Origin of the sequence: Jidongwangia harbinensis, from assembly GCF_020216025.1 — a bacterium.
Taxonomy (GTDB): domain Bacteria; phylum Actinomycetota; class Actinomycetes; order Mycobacteriales; family Micromonosporaceae; genus Actinoplanes; species Actinoplanes harbinensis.
This window is the reverse complement of sequence record NZ_JAIWNC010000001.1, coordinates 419,874-441,186: the sequence shown is the minus strand read 5'-3', so window position 1 is coordinate 441,186 and position 21,313 is coordinate 419,874. Positions and strand designations below refer to the sequence as shown.

The following is a 21,313-nucleotide window of genomic DNA, read 5'->3' as shown; positions in this document are numbered from 1 at the left end:
GTGCTGCGTACCCAGGTGGGGATCATCGGCGCCGGGCCGAGCGGCCTGCTGCTGTCCCACCTGCTGCACCTGCACGGCATCGAGTCGGTGCTGCTGGAGGCCCGGAGCCGCGAGCACGTCGAGCGGCGCGTCCGGGCCGGCCTGATCGAACAGCGCACCGTCGATCTGCTGCGCGACGTCGGCCTGGCCGGGCGCCTGGACTCGGAAGGGCTCACCCACGAGGGATTCGAGCTGCGGTTCGGTGGCCGGCGGCACCGGATCGACTGCACCGCGCTCACCGGCCAGACCGCCACGCTCTACGGCCAGCAGGAAATCGTCAAGGACATGATCGCGGCCCGGGTCGCCGCGGGTGGCGCGCTGCACTTCGGTGTCACCGACGTGACCGTCGCGGACCTCGACGGCGACCGGCCGGTGCTGCGCGGCACCCTCGACGGCACGCCCACGACGATCGCCTGCGACTTCATCGCCGGCTGCGACGGCTACCACGGCGTGGCCCGGCGCAGCATCCCGTCCGGGCGGCTCACCGCGTACGGGCACCACTATCCGCTGGGCTGGCTCGGCGTACTCGTCGAGGCGCCGCCGGCCACCCGCGAGCTGATCTACTCCGTGCACGAGCGCGGGTTCGCCCTGCACAGCATGCGGTCGCCGCGGATCAGCCGGCTGTACCTGCAGGTCGACCGGGACGAGAACCTGGCGAACTGGCCGGACGAGCGGATCTGGAAGGAGTTGCGGGACCGGCTCGCCACGGACGACGCGCAACCCCTCAACGAGGGCCCGATCCTGGAACGGGGCATCACCGCGATGCGCGGCTTCATCGTCGAACCGATGCGCTACGGGCGGCTGTTCCTCGTCGGCGACGCCGCGCACATCGTGCCGCCCAGCGCCGCCAAGGGCCTCAACCTGGCGGTGGCGGACGCGAGGCTGCTCGCCGACGCCTTCGCCGCCTGGTACGGCCGCGGCGACGGGGACCCGCTGGCCGCGTACTCGCCGGCCGCGCTGCAAGCGAACTGGCGTGGCCTCGAGTTCTCGCACCGGATGACGCACCTGCTGCACCGGTTCCCGGACGCGACACCGTTCACGTCGCGGCTGCAGCGGTCGCGCCTGGACCAGCTCGTACGGTCCACCACGGCCGCCACCGCCTTCGCCGAGGAGTACCTCGGCATCGCCCGCCGCTGACGCGCCGCCCGACCGGTACCGACCCGATCCGCTGGAAGGGGAGAGTTCCGTGACCCGGACGCTCCTGATCGACAACTACGACTCCTACACCTACAACCTCTACCAGTTGCTGGCCCGGATCAACGGCGTCGAGCCGGTCGTCCTGGCCAACGACGCGCCGGAGGCGCGCGGGCTGGACCTGGCGGCGTTCGACAACATCGTCATCTCGCCGGGACCCGGGCACCCCGCGCGGGCCCGGGACTTCGGCGTGGCCCGGCGGATCGTGGCCGAGGCGCCGGTACCGGTGCTCGGTGTGTGCCTCGGCCACCAGGGCATCGCCGCCCTCGCCGGCGCCCGGGTCGGGCCGGCGCCGCGGGCCCGGCACGGCTGGCTCACCCGGGTGCGGCACGACGGGCAGGACCTGTTCCGCGGCCTCCCGCAGGACTTCGCCGCGGTGCGCTACCACTCGCTGTGCGTGGCCGAACCGCTGCCGCCCGACCTGGTCGGCACGGCATGGGCCGAGGACGGGGTCAACATGGGCCTGCGCCACCGGCACCGGCCACTGTGGGGGCTGCAGTTCCACCCCGAGTCGGTGGCCACCGAGTACGGGGCCGAACTGATCCGCAACTTCCGGGAGCTGACCCGCGAACACGGTCACGGCCGGCCGCGCCGCCCCCGGGCGTACGGCACCGCCCGGACGGCGCCGGCCGCGCCCGCGAACGGCCGGGTGAGCCACCCGCCCGGGTACCGCCTGCACGTCCGCACCGCCGGGACCGCGGTGGACACCGAGGCCGCCTTCGGCCACCTGTTCGCCGCCGAGCCCACCGCGTTCTGGCTGGACAGCGCGCTGGCCGAACCGGGCCGCGCCCGGTTCTCCTACCTCGGCAGCGCGTCCGGCCCGCTGGCCGAGACGGTCACCTACCGGGTCGGCTCCGGGCGGGTCGAGGTCCGCGGGGCGGACGGCACGGCGCGGTCCCACCCCGGCACCGTGTTCGACTACCTGCGCGCCGAACTCGGCCGCCGGGACATCGACGCACCCCCGCTGCCGTTCGACTTCACCGGCGGTTACGTCGGTTACTTCGGCTACGAACTCAAGGCCGACTGCGGTTCGCCGAACCGGCACCGGGCCCCGACGCCGGACGCGCAATGGCAGTTCCCGGACCGGATGCTCGTGGTCGACCACGAGAGCGACGTCACGTACCTGCTCGCCCTGGGCGACGGCGGCCCGGCCGCCGAGACGGCCGCCGCCGGCTGGCTCGACGACGCCGAGGCGCTGCTGCCGACGCTGCCGGGGAGACGCGCGCCGGCCGCGGTGGCCCGGGCCGGCGAGGACGACCGGGCGGAACGGTGGCTGGTCCGCGACCGCGACCGCTACCTGGCCGACATCCACGCCTGCCGGCGCGCGCTGCTGGCCGGGGAGAGCTACGAGGTGTGCCTGACCAACGCGACCCGGGCGCCGGCGACCGAGGACGGGTTCGCGTTCTACCGGCGGCTGCGCGCCGGCAACCCCGCGCCGTACGCGGCCTACCTCAAGGCCGCCGGGACGGAGGTGGCGTGCTCGTCGCCGGAACGGTTCCTCAAGGTCGACCGGGACCGGGTCGTGGAGACCCGGCCGATCAAGGGTACGGCGCCGCGCAGCCCGGACCCCGAGGAGGACCGGCGGCTGCGCGACCAGCTCGCCTCCAGCGGCAAGACGCGCGCCGAGAACCTCATGATCGTCGACCTGCTGCGCAACGACCTGGGCCGGGTCTGCGAGGTCGGCTCGGTACACGTGCCGCGGCTGATGGCAACCGAGACGTATGCCAGCGTCCACCAGCTCGTGTCGACCGTCCGCGGCCGGCTCCGGCCGGACCTCGACGTCATCGACTGCCTGCGGGCCTGCTTTCCCGGCGGCTCGATGACCGGCGCACCCAAGCTGCGGACGATGGAGATCATCGACGCGCTGGAGACCGAGGCGCGCGGCGTCTACTCCGGCGCGCTCGGCTTCCTGTCCTGCAACGGCACCGCCGACCTGAACATCGTCATCCGCACCGCCGTGCGGATCGGTGACCGGTGGCGGATCGGCGCCGGCGGCGCCATCGTGCTCGACTCCGATCCCGTCGAGGAGTACGAGGAGATGCTGCTCAAGGCGAGGGCCGTGCTGCGCGGCCTGGACCCGGACGGGGTGGCGGGCCGGGACGGCACCGCCGCCGTACTCGCGGACCTGCGCTTCTGACCGGCGGGAGGCCGAACGGTGACACCACAGTTGTCCGGCGCTCCGGCCACCGGCACCCGCTCCGCGCGGCGGGTGGCCGTGGGCCTGCTGCGCCTGTCGAAGTGTTTCGTGTACCAGCAGTACTACGGCTGGGCCCTGGTGTGGTTCATGCTCCCGGCCGAGGTCCGGCAGGCGCCCGGCACGATCGCGGCGATGTGCTGGTACCTGCTCGGCACCGGCGCCATCATCTCGTGCGCCTGCGCGGCCGACGACCTGGTCGGTTTCCGTAACGGCAGCGACGCCGTCAACTACCGGTCCGGCACCACCCTCCGCAAGCTCAGCAACAAGCCGCTGCTGAGCGGCGCCGTGACCGAACGGCAGGCGCGCACGTTCGTGCTGTGCGCCGCCGTCGTCGCCGTGCTCAGTGGCGCGGCGGCGTTCGGGTCGCTCGGCTGGGACGCTCCGCCGGCCGCGTACGCGCTCTATGCGGCCGGCTTCGCGCTCAGCGTGCAGTACTCGACCGGGCTTCGGGTCAGCTACCACCCCGGCGGCGGCGAGACGACGCTGTGGCTCTCCGTCGCCGCCGGTCTGCTCGCCCCCTACGTGGCCGTGACCGGCGACTGGAGCACCGGCGCGGTACTGGCCGCGTTCCTGCTCGGCCTGTGGCAGGTGCTGGTGAGCAGCTACTCCAACGTCAACGACATCACCGGCGACAGCGGCGCCGGCCGGCGCACCCTGGCCGTGACGCTGCCCCGCCGGGCCCTCCGGCGGGTCCTCGTGGGGCTCGTCGGCACGTCGGCCGCCGGCGTCTGCGCGCTCGTGGTGGTCACCCCGTGGCCCTGGTGGACGCTGCTGACCACGGCGCCGGCCATCGCCCTGCACGGATGGCAGCTGTACGTCGGCCCGGTCCTCGGCGACTGGCTGCGCGCCCGGCGGATCGGCTTCCTCGCCTTCGACGCCGGCTTCCTCGGCCTCGCGCTGCCCACGTTCGCCGTCTTCCATCTCTGATTCCCGCACGCATCCGGCCTAGACAAGGGGAAGCACATGCCGCGCAACCGCTCGCCGGTGAACCTCGGGCTGATCTTCGACTGGCACGCCGAGCAGGCCACCCAGACCGTCATGCATCTCGACCGGCCGTTCGACATCGAACCCGACGGCGGCACCGTCTACGACGGGGCCCGGCTCGCGTCGACCGTGGCCGCGATGGCGGCCCGGCTGTACGCCGCCGGGCTGCGCCGGGATGACCGGCTGGTCGTCGTCAAGGACAACCACTACGACACGGTGCTGGTCGCCGCGGGCGCGGCCCGGATCGGCGCGCTGCCCGTCATGATCGGCGCGATCGGCTCGATCGAGACGGTCGGCACCATGATCCGGCGGGCCGATCCGGCGGTGCTGGTGATCGGCGCCCGCTTCCTGGACCAGGCGGTCCGCGCCGGGGTGGACCTGACCGCCGACGACCGGCGGATCGTCCGGATCGGCACCGGCGAGACCACCCCGCCGGCCGGGGTCATCCCGCTGGACGACCTGCGGGACGCCCCGCCCGTACCGCCGCGGGCCCGGGCCGACGACGAACCGATGATCGTCACGCACTCCTCCGGCACCACCGGCGTACCCAAGCTCGTGGTGCACTCCGCCGGCACCGCCATCGGGGCGCAGGCGCGGCTCGAGTCCTCCCGCCTGCCGGTGGTGGTCAGCCGGCGCACCGACACGGTGGGCTCGTCCATCTCGTTCGCGCACTTCCGGGTGCTGTCGTGGACCGCCGGCCAGCTCCGGCTGGCGCCGGGCAAACTGCTCGTCATCGCCGACCACGCGCCGGACCAGGTGGCCCGGTTCCTCGACCGGCACCGGCCGACCACGCTGGAGGCCTGCCCGAACATCTTCCAGCGCTGGGAGGAACTGGCCGACCGGAAGCCGGAACTGTTCGCCGGCGTCCGCTTGTACATCAGCACGTTCGACGCGATCCACCCGCGCACGGTGCGCACGTTCCTCGGCACCTCCCGCCGCCGGATGCCGCTGTGGGCGCACGGCTGGGGGCAGTCCGAGACCGGCCCGCTCTGCTCCACGCTGTTCACCCGGCGCTCGGTGCGCCGCCGCACCAAACCGCTCGGCGTCACCAACCAGGTCGGCTGGCCGCTGCTGTGCCGGGTCCGGGTGGTGGACCAGGGCACCGGCCGCGGCACCGGCCGGCGGCCCGGGCTGCTGATGGCCGCCACCACCGGCCGCTGCCTCGACTACCTCGGCGAGGAGGACCGCCACCGGGCGAAGATCGACGGGCGCTGGTGGAACACCGGCGACCTCGGACAGCGGGCCGGCCTGTTCCGTTACCGGCTGCTGGACCGGGAGGTCGACATGATCCCCGGTGCCAGCTGCATCGAGCTGGAGAGCGTCCTGCTGGACCGCCTGGAGACGGCGACCGAGGTGGTGATCCTCGGCGTGCCCGGCCGGCTGCCGGTGCCGGTCCTGGCGATGCGCGACAACCACCTGGACCCGGCCCGCTGGCGGGCGGCGGTGGCCGACCTGCCGCCCCTGTCCGACCCCCGCGTCGTGCCGTGGGAGGACATGCCCCGCACCGCGACCTGGAAGATCCGCCGGCTGGCCCTGCGCGAGCAGGTGCTCGGAACGAACGAGGCGATCGGCACCGGCCGGTGGACGTGACCCGGCCCGGCGAGTACGAGTAGGAGACGCCCATGTCCTGGATACCCGACCCGCTCATCTACCTGCCCGACCCGGCACCGGTGCTCTCGGCGAAGGCCGACATGCCGGACTGGCTGTACTGGACGCTCCTGCTCGCGGTCGGCGTGTTCTGGCTGCCCGCCTACGCGTTGGCCATCCACCGTGGCCACGTGGACAAGCGGGTCGGTGTGCCGGTGACGCTGGTCGGCATCAACTTCGCCTGGGAGTTCACCCACTCCCTGGTCATCGAGCAACTGCCCGAGCAACGGCCGATGAACTTCGGCGCGCTGCTGCTCGACATCGTCATCCTCGGCCAGGCGCTCAAGTACGGGTACAAGGATCTCCCGCGGCTGTCCCGCCGTACCGCCCAATGGCTGGTCCTCGGCATCCTCGCCTACGCGTCGGTCTTCCTGGTCGTGCTCACCTGGGAACTCAGCGACTTCTACGGCATCTACACCGGCCTGGGGATCAACCTGTTCCTGAGCATCGCGTTCATCCTGATGCTGCGCGCCCGCGGATCGTCGGCCGGCCAGTCGGTGTACGTCGCGCTCGGCAAGTGCCTGGGCACGCTGATGGTCGGCTTCCTGTTCCTCTTCCTGTTCCCGGACCGGTACCTGCTGATGCTGCTCGCCGCCACGGTGTTCGTGATCGACGTGGCGTACATCGTGCTGGTGCACCGGCAGATCCGGGCCGAGGGGCAGTCGCCGTGGGCGCTGAACCGCCCGCCGGTCACCGAGCAGCCGACCGTGGACCGGCTGCCGCCGGCCGTCGTGTCGTGACCGCCTCTCCGATGTCGCGCCGTACGCGCGCGTCCGCCCTCCGGACCGGGCTTGCGAGTACGGTGTGGCGGTGACCCGGTGATCGCGTGCGGCGACCGCTTACGGATACCGACGCGCGGGCCCGAAGGAGCGAACAGTGCCAGGTGCTGAACTGCGCGGGGTGACGCTGGACTGTGCCGACCCGCAGACGCTGGCGGGCTTCTACCGGGAGCTGACCGGGATGCGCGAGCTCTTCGGCACGGACGAGTTCGTCGCTCTGACGGATGGTTCCGGCCGTGCTCTGGGATTCCAGCGGGTCGACGGATACCGGGCGCCGCAGTGGCCGGGTCAGGACGTGCCACAACAGTTCCACCTGGACTTCCGCGCCGACGACCTCGATGCGACGGAGGAACTGGTGCTGGCGCTCGGCGCGGCCAAACCGGACCATCAGCCCGGCGACGGACGGTGGCGGGTATTCCTGGATCCGGCCGGCCATCCCTTCTGCCTGACGTCGTCCTGACCTCACGGCGGGGTCGTGGTCGGCTCCCGGGCGTACGGCCTCGCCGACCCGGACTCCGACCACGCGAGGGATTCCGCGGACCGACACGGCCGTCCCACCGTCGGAATCTGCTTCCGATCGGCGTCCCGGGACCGGTTCGGCCCGGCGGTGTGGCGCGTCAGCATGCGGCCGAGGCGTCGCGCCTCCCGCCGCGCGTCCGGCGATCCATCAGGCCGGCCAACTCTTCGAGGTCGTACTCCGCGCGGCCGGGCGTGCCGTGGCGGGTGAGCTTGCCGCGCCGCGCCCATTGCCGGACCGTGTCCGGTGAGACGCCGGTCGCGAGGGCGGCCAACTCGGTGGGCACGGTGCGCCGCCGAACCTGTTCCGACGGCGCACCGGACCGGCCGGCCGCCGCGCCGTGGCTTCCGGCCGCCGTGCCCTGGCTCTCAGCGGCCGTGCCGTGGCTCTCAGCGGCCGTGCCGTGGCTCTCAGCGGCCGTGCCGTGGCTCTCAGCGGCCGTGCCGTGGCTCCCGGCCGACGGGTCGTGGCGGTCGGGTGTCATGCCGGGGTCGCGCCGGCCATCCGGCGGCTCAGTAGAAGCCACTGGCCGGCGGCCCAGGAATGGCCGGCGCCACAGCCGACCCGGCGGCCCGGGCCGGAGCCGAACGGGGCCAGCGTCGCGTCGCACCCCGGTTCCACGCACGCACCGAGCCGGGGCGGCTGCCGGCCGTCGCCGTTCAGCGCGCGTTCCGCGGCCGCGACCAGGCCGTCGATCTCGTCGGCGAAGTCGCCGGCCGCCGGGTGGGCAGCCAACCAGTCGAGGTGCCGGCGCAGGAACGTGGTCAGGCTCGGGACGGCACGCGCCGGTGCCCGGGTCAGGGCCCGCTCGTCGACGACCATGCCGGCCCACGACGCCAGGACGCCGTGCATCCGGTCCCGCGTCTCGACCGCGGCGTCGTTGAGCGGCGGCGGGGCGCCGGTCCGGCCGGTCCGCCCGCGTCCGATCACGCTGCCGCCGGGCAACGGCACCAGGGCGTGCCCACACGCCTCGTACAGCCCCGGCAGGCCGGTCAGGCCGGCTCCCAGAGCAGATCGGCAGCCCCGGCACAGGCGCGAGCCGGGCACGGCCGGTGGGGGCTCCGCGACGTGCCGGGGGCGCTCGCACGCGCCGATGTCGAGCGTGGTCATGCGGCTCAGTCAACCAACGCGGCAGCCGGGAACCTAGGCTGCTTCGAGGATTTGATAGTGGCCCCACGACCGTTCCGGCCGCAACCACTCCAATGTAGAAGAATTCATCCGGCCCGGGACGGCCGACCGCGGACCGCTGCCACGGCCAGCAGCACCACACTCGGCAGATAGAAGAGTCCGAACGAGGCGGCGCCGAGGACCGCACCGGCACCGAGCACGACGGCCGCGGCGGTGGCGGCCGGCGTCCGGCGTCGCCGCGCGGGAAGCGGCGCGGAGGCGATCCGCGGTGACCACGGCCGCCGCGAGCACCCAGCCGTGGCCCTGGTCGTGCCCGGGACGGACGGTGCCGGGCGCGGATCGCGGGTCCATCCAGTCCTTCCGGGGGGCGTCGCGGGTCGGGGGCGTACCCATGGTGGTGCTCCCGGTGAGCGTCCGGCACCGCGGCGCCGGACCTGTACCGCGCGGGCGGGTCGGCACGGGGGAGTGGGCCGCCGCGCCCGGCCGGTTCCGCCTCGGTGTCGACGCCGCTCCGTTGCATCACCGGCCCTTCCTGGCGGCCGCATCCCCGGACGGCCGGCGGCGGGGAAGATCGGCCGAAGACTCCGTTTCTCGGAGAATACCGGCGCCTCCGGCGGAACCATCCGCCATGTCGCGAACCCGAATACGGCTTTCGGTGGAGCGGCGGGCGATGATCGGCGGTTGGCGATGGGCGGGGCGAGCAGCGGGCGGTGGGGCGACACGGCCCGCCGGGGATCAGCCGGGTGGGGCTCGGTCGCTGACCCGGTGGGTCAGCCGGCCGCGAGCCGCCGCCTGCTCCTCCGGGTGCTCGGACACGGCGGCGAGCTGTCCGGCGTAGCACCGCAGCAGGCCGTGGATCCGGTACCGGCCCGAGGTCTCGTACTCGATGAGGTTGGCGTTGGTGAGCACGCCGAGCAGCGCGGTGGTGTCCACCCCGCTGGTGCCGAACAGGGTGCCCGCCTCGTCGGCGGTGAACTCGTCGGCCGGGAGCAGCCCCAGGTGGCGGAACGCGCGCCGGGCCGGCGGGCTCAGGGCGCGGTACGAGTAGCCGAACGTGGCGCCCACGGCCGCGCGTTCGTCGCCGTGCACGGACAGCGCACCGAACCGGTTGCCGGTGCGTACCTCGGCCACGTACCCGGCGATGGACAGGTCCGGACGGTTGGCCAGGTTCGCGCCGACCGCCCGCAGCGCGATCGGCAGATGGCCGCACAGCCCCGCCAGCTCGGTGGCGACGTCGAGTTCGCGGGCCACCCGGTCACGGCCGACCAGGGCGGCCAGCAGGTCGAGCGATGCCGCGGCGGAGAGCGCGTCGACCCGTACCCGGCGCGCGCCGTGCAGGGCGACCAGACCCGGCAGGTTGTCCCGGCTGGTGAGCAGCACGGCGCAGCGGGGCTCGGCCGGCAGCAGCGGGCGGACCTGGTCGGGGCTGAGCGCGTTGTCCAGCACCACGAGCACCGCCCGGTCGGCCAGCAACGAGCGGTAGAGCGCGGTCTGTTCCTCCACGTCCTCCGGGACGGAGCCGGCCGGCGCGCCGAGGCCGCGGAGGAAGCGGGGCAGCAGGTCGGCCGGGCGTACCGGCGTCTCGGCGGCGTAGCCGTGCAGGTCCGCGTACAGCTGTCCGTCCGGGAACCGGCGCCGCAGGCGGTGCCCGACGTGAATGGCCAGCGCGGTCTTGCCCACCCCGGGCGGACCGCACACCGCCACGACCGGTACGGCGGCCGGCACCGCCTCGGGTGCGAGGAACCGGACCAGGACATCGACCCGGTCACCGCGGCCGACGAAACCGGTGACCTCGGGAGGCAGCTGGGACGGCGGGCGCGCCGCCGGCGGACGGCCGGGTGGGTGCCCGGCGAGCACCGAGTCCCCGCGCAGGATCCCGCGGTACAGCGCCTGCAGTTCCGCGCCCGGATCGAGCCCGGTCTCCTCGGCCAGCACCGTGCGGGCCTGGTGGTAGGCGGCCAGCGCCTCGGCCGACCGGCCGAGCCGGTGCAGGGCGAGGATCAGCTGCGCCCAGAAATTCTCCCGCAGCGGGTACTCGCCGAGGAGCGCGCGCAGCTCACCGACCAGCTCGGCGTGCCCGCCCAGGTCCAGGTCGACGGCGATGCGCCGTTCCAGGGCGGCGATCCGCTCCTCCAGCAACGCGGGTGCCTCGTACCGCTGGAGCAGGTCCGACGAGACGTCGGCCAGCGGCCTGCCGCGCCACAGCGCCAGCGCCTCGCGCAGCCGATTCGACTCGCTGTGCAGGTCGCCCGCCTGGGCGTCCCGCCTGGCCTCGGACACCAGCCTGCGGAAGCGGTGGAGGTCGACGCTTCCCGGGTCGGTGACCAGCCGGTACCCGCCCGGTGTCGTGACGATCGTGGCGGAGCCGATCGACTGGCGCAGCCGGCGGACGTAGTTGTGCACGGCCGCCCGCGGCGAGGACGGCAGTCGTTCCCCCCACAGCGCCGCGTACAGCTCCGGCAGGACCACCGCACCGTCCCCGCGCAGCAGCAGACATGCGAGCAGGGCGCGCTGTTTCGCCGCGCCGAGCGGCACCGGGCGGTCACCGTGCCAGACCTCGACCGGGCCGAGAATGCGGAAGCGGAGGTCGGTGCTCACGCCCGTCCTTCCGTGGCGGATCAGAATGCCGCAACGCCGCCAGGGCCACGGACGGTCGGACGCGGACCGTGGCGGAATGGGCTGTCCGATGACGATTCCAGGCCGGCGATCAGCACGGTTCCGGGGGTGTCCCGGAAATCCGGCGGGCCGGCTCGGCGACGAGTGTGTGCCTAGGCTAGATCAATGTCCATTGTGTTCCCCGTGTCCATTGCCTCCCCCGATTCAATGGATCTTCGCTCCACCTGCCACGACCGCGTCGCGTCAGTTGTCACGGACTCCGAAGAATAGCCTCGCGATATTGCCGGCGCAACACGGTCCGAAACGCGACACCCGCCGGCACCTGCGGTGGAAGATGGCCACCGTCCGGAGTGGATGGTCCGGATCCGGGCATTTCGAAGGTCGCGTGCCGTCCGGTGCCCGCGGGCTTACGCACAGGCAGGTTCACCTTCCGCTGAGCGCCGATGTGCCGTACCCGCGATAGCGGGCGGATAGTGAGACGTCAGCCTGTCCGGCGACACTATTGGCTACCCGTGTCCGCGTCCGGACGAGGGACTGGCGCAGGGTTTCGCCGACCCGCTCGACACGGGAATCATCGAAGGCGACAAAACGGGGGACAGGATATGCATGAGCGGGAGCTGAGAGCGTTCGTCGCGGTCGTCGACGCGGGGCGGATGGACCGGGCCGCCGCGTCGCTCGGATACTCGCAGCCGGCCATCAGTTACCAGATCAAATGTCTGGAGCAGGAGCTGGGTCTGCGGTTGTTCGGGCGCCGGTCGGACGGCGTGCACCTCACGTCGGAGGGCGTGATGATCCTGCCGTCGGCGCGGGCCGTGCTCACCCTGATGGACGGGATCAAGAACCTCCCGGCCGTCACCCGGGAGGTTCCGGCGCCGATCTGCGAGGCCAGCTGAGACGGGTACGGTCAGACGCGCGAACGGTGCGCCGGGGGCACGGCGGGGACGTGGTCGGGCCACGGCACGGCGTACGCCGAGTCCACCCCGCCGGCAGCGCGGGTGAACCGCAGAAGTTCGCGGACGATGCCGGCGCTGCCCATCGCCCAGCCGACGCGGGGGGCGAGCGTGCTGGGCCGCACGCGGTGCTCGTGGTTCGACCAGCGCACCCCGTCGGCGTCGGCGGTCGCCCGAGCGGCGAGGTCGTCGACCAGCCCGGTGGCGAAGTCGAGCGGCTGGGCCTGCTCGGCGTGCCGGTCGCAGGCCAGCGCCAGCACGCCCGCCGTGCCGCAGCACCGGCCGTTGTTGTCCCAGAAGCCGGGCCGCACGCGGCGCGGAAGGCCGCAGTGGGTGACGGTGTGCCAGCACCGGTCGGCCAGACCGGTCCAGGTGGCGTCCCCGGTCAGCGCGCCGAGCAGCCGGAAGACCTGCGCGTCGCCGGCCGGGCCGTTGCACCAGCCGTAGCTGTACCGCTCGATCAGGTCGGGCCGGTGCGGCGGGTCGGAGTGCGGGACCAGGAAACCCGCGGGTCCGGCCTCGTCGCGGGAGACCACGTCGGCGGCACCCGCCAGGGCCAGCTCGATCAGGTCGGCGCGGCCGGCGGCGGCCCCCACGGCGGCAAGGGCGTGCACGATGCCCAGCGTGCCGTGCGCGACGTGGTGCGAACGCGCGGGACCGGGGCGCACCGCCCAGTTGACGCCGCCGGGCGTCGGGTCCGCGGTGTCCAGGTAGGGCGCGACCGCCAGGACGGCCAGGTCGAGGTCGCCGGCGTGCAGCGCGCCCAGCGCGACACCGGCGTTGCCGAAGAGCAGCTCGACCATCTCGCCCCAGCGCCGTCCGTCGAAACGCGAACGTACGTGGCTCAGTGCCCGGTCGGCCGCCCGGGCCGCCCGCTCGTCGCCGAGCAGGCGGTGGACCGCACTCAGGGCGACCGCCGTCCCGGTCAGGCCGAAGTACAGCGAACAGCCGTCCTCGCCGTCGACCGCGGCGGCCAACGCTCGCGCGCCGCGCAGGGCGACGTCGCCGTACCGGTCGTCCCGGAAGTGGCGCTGGGCCTCCAGCAACGCGAGCACGATTCCCGCCCCGCCGCTGTACAGCGTGTCGTCGTCCGCGCCACCGGCCACGGACGGCCACCGCAGCCCGGCGCCGGTGCGGCGCGCCGTCCCGATCATCCAGTCCAGCGCTGCCGCGGCCAGCGCCTCTGCCGTGTCCGTCCGGGGCATGCTCGGCCGGCCGGGGCGGGGAGGCTCCATCTGCCCATTCCACCAGACCGATCATGCCCGCGCGGCCGGCGGGCGGACACCCGCGAGCGCCGCGACCGCATCGAGCGCCGACCGGCTCCGGGCGTCAGGCCCGGGCGGCGTTGGTGGCGATGGCGTCGATGATCCGGCCCCATGCGCCCGCGGGCAGGTCGTGGCCCATGCCGGGAATCAGCACCAGCTCGGCGCCGGGAACCGCGCCGGCCGTGGCCCGTCCGCCGCTCACGTCGACCAGGCGGTCGGCCTCGCCGTGGATGACCACGGTGGGCACCTGCAGGGTGCGCAGGCGCGGGGTACGGTCCGCGGCCGTGACGATCGCGGCGAACTGCCGGGCCGTGCCGGCCGGGTGGTAGGCCCGGTCGACCTTCGCGGCGGCGACGCCGACCCGGTCCTCCTCGCTGATCTCGACGCCGGGCGAACCGATCAGGCGGTACAGGGAGACGTCCGCGGCGATCGCGGCCTCCCGGTCGGCGTCCGGCCGGGGCATCAGCACGGAGACGTCGTCGAGGGTGGCCTGCCCGACCGTGCGGTCGCCGGTGGTGGACATGATCGACGCGAGGCTGGCCACGAGGTCGGGCCGCTCGACGGCGACCAGCTGGGCGATCATGCCGCCCATCGAGACGCCGGCCAGGTGCGCACGGCGCAGTCCGAGTGCCTCGATCAGGCCGGCGGTGTCGGCGGCCATGTCGGACAGTCCGTACCGCACGGACGACCGGTCTCCGGCGAACAGCGCGGGTACGTCCACGTCGCCGAGCTCGTCCAGCCAGGTCGACAGGCCGATGTCGCGGTTGTCGAACCGGACCACGTGGAACCCGCGGGCGGCGAGGTCCACACAGAACCCGTCGGGCCAGGCGACCAGCTGCTCGCCCAGGCCCATGATGAGCAGCATCGCCGGGTCCGCGGGATCACCGAACGTCTGGTAGCAGAGGTCGACAGCGTTCGAGCGTACGAAAGGCAAGCCGTACTCCCATCCTCGGGCCGCGGAGATGATCATGGTTTTGTGCGACGGTAGTCGATGTGGGCAACCGTCGACGGGCCCGGCGCCGGCCGGCGAGGCCCCGGTACGACCTCGCCGGCAGGCCGGCCCGGCGCGTCAGGCGGGGCTGACGTCGGTCGTCAGGGCCAGCTCGCGGCCCGCCTCGACGTCGCTGCGCAGCGACTCCAGGCGCGCCTGTGCCAGCCCGTACGAATCGGAACCGAGCACCTGGTGCAGGGGCGAGGCGGCGTTCGAGGCGACCGCGATGATGGCCGCCACCACCTTCGCCGGATCACCGAGCTGGGTGCCCGGCATCGCGAGATGCGCGGTGGTCATCTCCCGGATCGCGCCGTACCCGTCGGCGGTCGCCGCGGGCAGACCCAGCGAGACCGGTCGCAGGAAGTCGGTCCGCGTGTAGCCGGGCTCGACCAGCGTGACCCTGATGCCGAATTCGGCGACCTCGGCCGCGAGCGACCCGGTAAGGCCCTCCAGGGCGAACTTGCCGGCGGAGTACAGCCCCCAGCCGGGGAACGTGGTCAGGCCGAGGACCGACGACACGTTGACGATGTGCCCCCGCCGGGCGGCCCGCATCCCCGGCAGCACGGCGCGCAGCACGTTCCAGACGCCGAAGACCTGCACCTCGAACATGCGCCGGACCTCGGCGTCGCTGGTTTCCTCGACGGCGCCGAGGAACCCGTAGCCGGCGTTGTTGACCACGACGTCGAGGCCGCCGAACCGGTCCGCGGTCGCGGCGACCGCGGCGGCGACGGCCCGCTCGTCGGTGAGGTCGAGTTCGATCGGCAGCAGCCGCGTGCGGTCGACGTCGCCGAGAGCGGCGGCGAGGCGTTCGGCGGAGCGGGACGTGGCCGCGACGTTGTGCCCCTGCGCCAGCAGCTGCCGGACGAGTTCGAGGCCGAGGCCGCGGGAGGTACCAGTGACGAACCATGTGTTGGACATGGCTCCATGCTCGGCCGCCCGGACCCGGGCGGACACGGCTGAGCAGGCCCAGCGCTTCCTGGGAACGCCATACCCACCCAGGCGGCGGGCACCGGCGCGGAGCGCGATCAGCCGGGGGGTTCCGGCAGGTGGGCCGCGGCCATCGGACTTCGGACGGTCCACCCGAGGGCCCGGTACAGGTCGCGGCCGTCGTCGGTGGCGACGAGAACCCCGGTGTGCATGCCCCGCCGGGCGGCGTTGTCGCTGAGCGCGCGCACGACCGCGGTGCCCAGGCCCCGCCGACGGTGCCGGGGTGCCGTTTCGACCCGGTCGATCACGCCCGTCCGGCCGGCGGGCGCGAGCCGTCCCGAGGCCGCGGTGTCCCCGGCGGCGTCGACGACGGAAGCGACGATCACCGCGCCGGTGGTGGTGATCCGGATGGTGTAGGGCGCGGGCGCGGTCGCCGCGCCGGGGCTGAACGGCGCGGTCATGAGGTGGCCGGTGTCGGCGATCGCCCAGGGGGAGGGCAGGCGCCGGCGAAGGCAGGCGGGTTCGCCCGCGACCTTGATCCAGGTGCCCGGCGCGTGGGGTCGCCGGCTCAGGCCGGCCAGGGATTCCTCGTCGCAGGCCGGTAGGACGTACCGGAGGCGATGTCCGGGAAGCCCGACCGGGATGCGCCATCCACCGGGGACCGCGGTCGGCGCCGGCACGGTGCGGGAGATCGCCCAACCGTGCACCCAGGCGGCGACCACCCCGGACAGGTCGGTGTCCGCCAGGCCGTGCGGGTGTTGCGGCGCGAGGAACACGACGACGTCGTTGCCGGTGCCCGGCAGGGGCGTCACCGGTGTCCAGCCGGTCCGCCGGTAGAACGCGACCGTGTCGGCGGCGTGCCGCGAGGTCAGCAGCCAGGCCCGGCCGTGCGGTGCGGTCCCGGTGATCAGGTGCAGCAGTCGGCGGCCCAGGTTCCGGCCGCGTGCCGCGGGCCGGACCGCGAGTTCGTCGACCTCGAACGCCGTGTCGAGCAGCGCGCGGACCCGGTCCGGGCCCAGCTGGCGGGTGACCGCGGGGTAGGCCCGCTCGGCGGGTAGTGGGGTGCGGGTGAGCCACCCGGTCGCGAAGCCGTCGATCCGGTCGCCGGTACGCGCGGTGACCAGGCGGAATCCGTCGCGGCCGGCATCGGCGGCCAGCCGCCGGCGGAACCGGTGGGCGGCCGCCGGGTGCTCGTGCCAGGGCGCTGCGCCGAACACCTCGGTGTAGACGTCGACCAGGTCGTCGACGAGCGGCGGCGGCATGGCCGCACCGGTGTGGACTTCGAGCATCGTCAACCTTCCGTGTGGATCTGCCGGTGCGGGCGGCGACGGCGCCAGTCTTTCGTAGTTGCAAACTCTTGGCAATAAGGTCGCGATCATGGCGCCGATCACGCCCGGTTGTCGGTAGACACTGAAAACCATTTCCAATAAGGTCGTCGCCATGACATCAACATCTACGTCCTGGCTTGTTCCTCGGCGGCGTGCGCTCGCGGCGATCGGCTCGGCGGTGATCCTCGGCCTGACCGTCGCCCCGAGCGGGACGGCCGCCGCGGCGCCGGCCGCGGCGGGCCGCGGCGCGTTCCTGGTGGCGGCCGATGCGGCGGCCGGCGCGGTGCACGTGTTGCGCGCCTCGGACCTGCGCCGCACCGGCTCCCTCGACGACCTCGACGTCGATGTGCACGCCGGCACCGTGCCCCTCCCGGACGGCCGGGTGATCCTCGCCGACGAGCACGGCACCGTCCACGCGGTACGCCTCGACCGGGCCGGCCGGCCGCGCATCGAGCGGTCCGTCGCCATCCCGACCGCGGGGCGCACCTGGGCCGGCGCCGCCTGGGCCGCGGTCGACCCGTCACTGCGCTACTACGGCATCACCTCCGCGTACGAGGACTCCGCCGACCAGAGCGTCACGGTCGTCGACCTGCACACCTTCGCCGTCCGCCAGCTTCCCGTCGAGGTCGACCGGGTCGGCGGCGCCTACACCGAGGTGCAGGTGACGTTCGGCGGGCGGCCGACGCAGATCGTCACCGCGGCCGGCGGGAAGTTCCGGACGTTCCCGCTCGCCGACGTCCTGGCCGGTCGGGTGCCGGCGGCGACGAGCAGTGCGCCGCTGGGTGACGGCAACCACGGCCCGCTCGGGTCCCGCCGCGGCGACCGCCACTTCAGCACCACCGCCGACGGCGTCGACGGGGTCGCCCTGCCGGCGACGACCCTGGTCGGCCGGACCAGCGTGGCGTACTCCGCCACCCGCGCCATCGTGCAGAACTACCGGCCGCGCTGGGGCGCCGACGACCGTACCGTCTGGGGCTCGGTGGCCGAGGACACCGGACTGGCTCCGGAGCAGTGGGCGGAGCAGCGCAACCACGTGCACACCCTGGACACCTCGACGGCACGGTCCGGCCTGACGAAGCTGCCCGACGGCCTGCCCGGCCGGCTGGCGCTGTCCGCGCGGTACGCGGCCGTCACCACCGCATCGCCGCAGGGCGACGTCACCACGCTGATCGACGCCGACCCGCGCTCGGCCACCTACCGGCGGGTGGTGGGAACCGTCGCCCTCGCCCCGCTGGCGAAGGGCCCGGTCGAGGGCCGGCCGCCGGCGGGCGCGGAGACCCGGGCCACGGCCATCACCCCGGACGGCGCGAAGGCGTTCGTCACCAGCGGCGGCGAGGGACGCATCACCGCGATCGACACGCGGACCCGCTCGGTCCACCGCACCGCGCGCGTGCCCACGCCGCTGACCGCGGGGGGCCACCTGACCGTCGTCCAGTTCGGCGCGCCCGTCACCGATCTCGTGGCCCGCTGACCACACCCCTCCGCCGGAGTCCTGGCGGGTCGGTCCACCCGGGTCCGTACGTCCAGCGGTTCCGGGTGGCCGGGTGTCACCGGCTACTGTGGAGGCGATGGCTGACCGCCGTCATTTGTGCCTTTCACGGGGGTGGGGCGCGCATGGGTGGAGAATCGAATGCGGTCGTTTCCGGTGGCTTCGACGCGGGCCGGCTGCGCTACGGCGTCTTCGGTGGCCTGACCATCTTCGACCGGGGCGGGTCCGTGCGGGTCGCGGCCGCCAAACAGCGTTCGCTGTTGGCCCGGCTCCTGATCCGGGCCAATGCCACGGTCGGCGTGGACGAACTCGTCGACGAGCTGTGGCCGGTCGACCCGCCACGCACGGCGCGCAACGTTCTGCAGTGGTACGTGTCCCAGCTGCGCCGCACGCTTCCGGCGGACGCGGGGCCGCTGGCCTGGGACACGTACGGCTACCGGATCACCGTGGCTCCCGGTGAACTCGACGCCACCGAGTTCGCCCGGTGGATCGCGGACGGCCGGGCCAGCCTCGCCGACCGGGACTATCCGGCGGCCCGCGCCCAGCTCGGCAACGCGATGAACATGTGGCACGCGGCGCCCTACGGCGACGTCGCGTCGAGCGCGGCGATCGACGCCGAGGTCGCCCGGCTCACCCAGTTGCGGCACGTCGGCCTGGTGGCCCGGCTGCGCGCCGACCTGGTCCTCGGCGACGGCGCCGCGATCATCGGCGAGCTGACCACGCTGGCCGCCGCGCATCCGTTCGACGAGGAGGTCAACGGGCTGCTGATCGAGGCGCTCTACGGCCTGGGCCGGGCCGCCGACGCTCTCGGTCACTGCCGGCAGCTGCGCCGTACGCTCTGCGACGAACTGGGTCTCGACCCCGGACCGTGGCTGTCCGAGCTGGAGCACACGATCCTCAACCGGCGCCCGCTGGAGCCGGGTCCCGGTGTGCCGGGCCGGGGCGAGCCGGACCCGCCGGAGATCGGCATCCGCACCCCGCCGCGCCCGCAGCCACCCAGACCGTTCCAGCTGCCGCCCGACCTGCCGGACTTCGTCGGCCGCGCGGGCGCCGGCGAGACGCTGGTGCGGATGCTGGGCGACCACCCGGACGGCGCCTACCCGGCGGTCGCGGCGATCACCGGTGATCCCGGCATCGGCAAGAGCGCCCTGGCCGTACACGTGGCGCACCGGGTCGCCGGGAACTTCCCGGACGGCGCCATGTACATCGACCTCCTCGGCGGCGAGACCCGGCCGGTGGACCCGGCGGACGCGCTCGGCCAGCTCCTGGTGGGCTTCGGCGTACCGATGCCGTCGGTGCCGCCCCAGGCCGGCGCCCGGTCCTCGATGCTGCGTTCCCTGCTGGCCGGCAAGCGGGTACTGCTGGTGCTGGACAACGTCGCCGGTGCCGAGCAGGTGCGCGCGCTGCTGCCCGGGTCGTCGAGCTGCGCGGTGCTGATCACCAGCCGCGCGCCGATGCCCGGGATCGGACCGCACCCCGCGGTCGAGCTGTACCGGCTCTCCGCGGCCGAGTCCACCGACCTGCTGCGGCGCGTCGTCGGCCAGGCGCGCACCGCGCGGGAGCCCGCGGAGACCGCGCGCGTCGTGGCGCTGCTCGACGGGCTGCCGCTCGCCCTCCGGGTGGTCGGCAGCCGCCTGGCCGGCCACCCGCACCGTGGATTCGCCTGGGTGGCCCGCCGGCTCGGCGACGAACGGCGGCGCCTGCAGGTGCTCAACGGCCCGGACGCCGCGGTCACCCGCGGGCTGGACCTCAGCTACCAGGCGATCAGTCCGGAGCAGCGGGCGGCGATGCGGCTGCTCGCGGCGCTGGAGGTGCCCGACTTCGCCGCCTGGCTGGCCGGCGCCGTGCTGGACCGCCCGGCCGCCGACATCGAGGACACCATCGACGCGCTGGTCCAGGCACGGCTGCTGAGCGTCGCACCCACCGCCCGCGCCGGCCTGCCGCGCTATCGCTTCCACCAACTGGTGCGCTGGTACGCCCGGCAACTGTCCAGCCGCGCGGACCAGGCCGCGGTCCGCGAGGCGGCGCTGCGCCGGGCGTACACCGCCTGTCTGACCGTCGCCGAGGAGATGGACCTGCGGCTGCGGCGCACGCCGCGGCTCGCGTACAGCCGCTCGCCCCGCCGCCCGCTGGCCGGCCTGCTCCGGGACCTGGACGTGGGCGAGCCGCTGCGCTGGTTCGAGGCCGAGCGGGCCACGCTGGTCGCGGCCGTGCTGCACGCCGCCGCGCACGGCTGGGACCCGCTGGCCTGGGACCTGGCGCTGTCCCTGTCGCGGTTCTGCCAACTGCACAACCACATCGAGGACTGGCGTACCACCGGGATCGTGGCCGTGGCCGCCACCCGGCGTGGCCACGACCCGGCCGGGCTGGCCGCGGCCCGCCACAACCTGGGCGAGTTCTATTCGGTGCAGGACCGGCACCGCCCGGCGCTGCGCCATCTGAGCCGCGCGGCCGAGCTGTTCCGCGAGCACGGCGACCGCCGCGGCGAGGGCTGGGCGCTCGCCGCCTTCGGTGTCTGCGAACGGTCCCTCGGCCGTCGCGACGCCGCCCGGGTCAGCGCCGAGCGGTCGCTCGCCCTGCTGTCCGGCCACCGGGCTCCGGCCGACGAGGCGGTCGCCTGGCACAGTCTCGGCGCGGTGCACTACGAGCAGGGGCGGGTCGGCGAGGCGGCCGGTTGCTACGTCGAGGCGCTGCGGCGCTACGGGCAGGTGGGGGACAGCCTGAACGAGGCGATCCTGCACTGTGATCTCGGCATCGCCTACGGCGCGCTGGGCCGGTCGGACGAGGCGGAGGCCGCGCTGGACACCGCGGTGCGCCGCAGCCGCCAGGTCGGCTTCGGCAACGGCGAGGTGTACGGGACGGTGGCGCTGGGCCAGTTGCAGATGCGGACCGGCCGGGACGACCGCGCGATCGCCACGCTGCACCAGGGCCTGGCGCTCGCCCGGCGGATCGCCGACGCGTACGCCGAGGGCATGAGCCTGTTGCTGCTCGGCACGGCGTACCGCACCTGTGGTCGTCTGCCGGAGTCCGGCACCCACCTGGCCGGCGCCGAGGCCGTCTTCCGGCGGCTGGACATGCCGGGCCCGCTCGCCCGGGCGCTGGTCGGCCGCGGCGACACGGCGGCCGCGGCGGGCACGCCCGACGAGGCGGCGGCGGCCTGGCGGGAGGCGCTGGACATCCTGCAGGGCCTGGGCGCGCCGGACGCCGTACCCCTGGCGGCTCGCCTCGCCGAGGTGTCCTGACCCGGTCCGCGACCGGGCGG

Annotated in this window: 16 protein-coding genes; 9 read left to right on the top strand and 7 right to left on the bottom strand. The window is 74.2% G+C overall.

Annotated elements, in window-relative coordinates; genetic code table 11:
- The 6 genes from LDL48_RS01960 (at window position 1) to LDL48_RS01935 (ending at window position 7,300) form a co-directional block, all read left to right on the top strand.
- Window positions 1-1,176 carry a 4-hydroxybenzoate 3-monooxygenase gene (locus tag LDL48_RS01960; RefSeq protein WP_225253192.1) on the top strand — a complete coding sequence of 392 codons (1,176 nt, stop codon included), beginning with the start codon at window positions 1-3 and terminating at the stop codon, window positions 1,174-1,176.
- 49 nt (window positions 1,177-1,225) lie between these two features.
- Window positions 1,226-3,370 (top strand): aminodeoxychorismate synthase component I, encoded by a 2,145-nt coding sequence (gene pabB / locus LDL48_RS01955; protein WP_225253191.1) that lies wholly within the window; start codon window positions 1,226-1,228, stop codon window positions 3,368-3,370.
- 18 nt (window positions 3,371-3,388) lie between these two features.
- Window positions 3,389-4,357, top strand: a complete 969-nt coding sequence (locus tag LDL48_RS01950; protein ID WP_225253190.1) for a prenyltransferase — start codon at window positions 3,389-3,391, stop codon at window positions 4,355-4,357.
- A gap of 36 nt (window positions 4,358-4,393) precedes the next feature.
- Window positions 4,394-6,004, top strand: coding sequence for a class I adenylate-forming enzyme family protein (locus LDL48_RS01945; protein WP_225253189.1), 1,611 nt, complete (start codon window positions 4,394-4,396; stop codon window positions 6,002-6,004).
- A 32-nt stretch (window positions 6,005-6,036) separates the two neighbouring features.
- The gene (locus tag LDL48_RS01940; RefSeq protein ID WP_225253188.1) at window positions 6,037-6,801 is read left to right on the top strand and encodes a transmembrane-type terpene cyclase; all 765 of its coding nucleotides are present in this window, start codon (window positions 6,037-6,039) and stop codon (window positions 6,799-6,801) included.
- A 136-nt stretch (window positions 6,802-6,937) separates the two neighbouring features.
- Entirely contained in the window at window positions 6,938-7,300 is a 363-nt protein-coding gene (locus LDL48_RS01935) for a VOC family protein (RefSeq protein WP_225253187.1), read from the top strand.
- Between the two features lie 157 nt (window positions 7,301-7,457).
- Here LDL48_RS01935 and LDL48_RS01930 read toward each other — a convergent pair whose 3' ends face one another.
- The 3 genes from LDL48_RS01930 to LDL48_RS01920 form a co-directional block, all read right to left on the bottom strand.
- Window positions 7,458-7,841 carry a MerR family transcriptional regulator gene (locus LDL48_RS01930; RefSeq protein ID WP_225253186.1) on the bottom strand — a complete coding sequence of 128 codons (384 nt, stop codon included), beginning with the start codon at window positions 7,839-7,841 and terminating at the stop codon, window positions 7,458-7,460.
- Window positions 7,838-8,467, bottom strand: a complete 630-nt coding sequence (locus LDL48_RS01925) for a hypothetical protein (RefSeq protein ID WP_225253185.1) — start codon at window positions 8,465-8,467, stop codon at window positions 7,838-7,840. The genes LDL48_RS01930 and LDL48_RS01925 overlap by 4 nt, the downstream gene beginning before the upstream one ends.
- Window positions 8,468-9,220: 753 nt before the next feature.
- Complete coding sequence (locus tag LDL48_RS01920) at window positions 9,221-11,083, bottom strand: AfsR/SARP family transcriptional regulator (RefSeq protein WP_225253184.1); 1,863 nt, start codon at window positions 11,081-11,083, stop codon at window positions 9,221-9,223.
- A gap of 620 nt (window positions 11,084-11,703) precedes the next feature.
- Here LDL48_RS01920 and LDL48_RS01915 point away from each other — a divergent pair.
- A complete protein-coding gene (locus tag LDL48_RS01915; protein ID WP_225253183.1) occupies window positions 11,704-11,994 on the top strand; it encodes a LysR family transcriptional regulator in 291 nt (96 codons plus the stop codon).
- An 11-nt stretch (window positions 11,995-12,005) separates the two neighbouring features.
- Here the strand turns inward: LDL48_RS01915 and LDL48_RS01910 are convergent, their stop codons facing one another.
- The 4 genes from LDL48_RS01910 to LDL48_RS01895 all read right to left on the bottom strand — a co-directional run bounded on the left by LDL48_RS01910 (window position 12,006) and on the right by LDL48_RS01895 (window position 16,523).
- Window positions 12,006-13,286, bottom strand: coding sequence for a lanthionine synthetase LanC family protein (locus LDL48_RS01910; RefSeq protein WP_225253182.1), 1,281 nt, complete (start codon window positions 13,284-13,286; stop codon window positions 12,006-12,008).
- 94 nt (window positions 13,287-13,380) lie between these two features.
- The gene (locus LDL48_RS01905; protein ID WP_225253181.1) at window positions 13,381-14,250 is read right to left on the bottom strand and encodes an alpha/beta fold hydrolase; all 870 of its coding nucleotides are present in this window, start codon (window positions 14,248-14,250) and stop codon (window positions 13,381-13,383) included.
- A 135-nt stretch (window positions 14,251-14,385) separates the two neighbouring features.
- Window positions 14,386-15,225, bottom strand: a complete 840-nt coding sequence (locus tag LDL48_RS01900) for an SDR family NAD(P)-dependent oxidoreductase (protein ID WP_225253180.1) — start codon at window positions 15,223-15,225, stop codon at window positions 14,386-14,388.
- A 107-nt stretch (window positions 15,226-15,332) separates the two neighbouring features.
- A complete protein-coding gene (locus tag LDL48_RS01895; protein ID WP_225253179.1) occupies window positions 15,333-16,523 on the bottom strand; it encodes a GNAT family N-acetyltransferase in 1,191 nt (396 codons plus the stop codon).
- A 151-nt stretch (window positions 16,524-16,674) separates the two neighbouring features.
- Between LDL48_RS01895 and LDL48_RS01890 the strand changes: the two genes are divergently transcribed.
- Together LDL48_RS01890 and LDL48_RS01885 are read left to right on the top strand one after the other, a co-directional pair.
- The gene (locus LDL48_RS01890; protein WP_225253178.1) at window positions 16,675-18,033 is read left to right on the top strand and encodes a hypothetical protein; all 1,359 of its coding nucleotides are present in this window, start codon (window positions 16,675-16,677) and stop codon (window positions 18,031-18,033) included.
- Window positions 18,034-18,176: 143 nt separating this feature from the next.
- Window positions 18,177-21,293, top strand: a complete 3,117-nt coding sequence (locus LDL48_RS01885; RefSeq protein WP_225253177.1) for an AfsR/SARP family transcriptional regulator — start codon at window positions 18,177-18,179, stop codon at window positions 21,291-21,293.
- Window positions 21,294-21,313 lie beyond the last annotated feature (20 nt).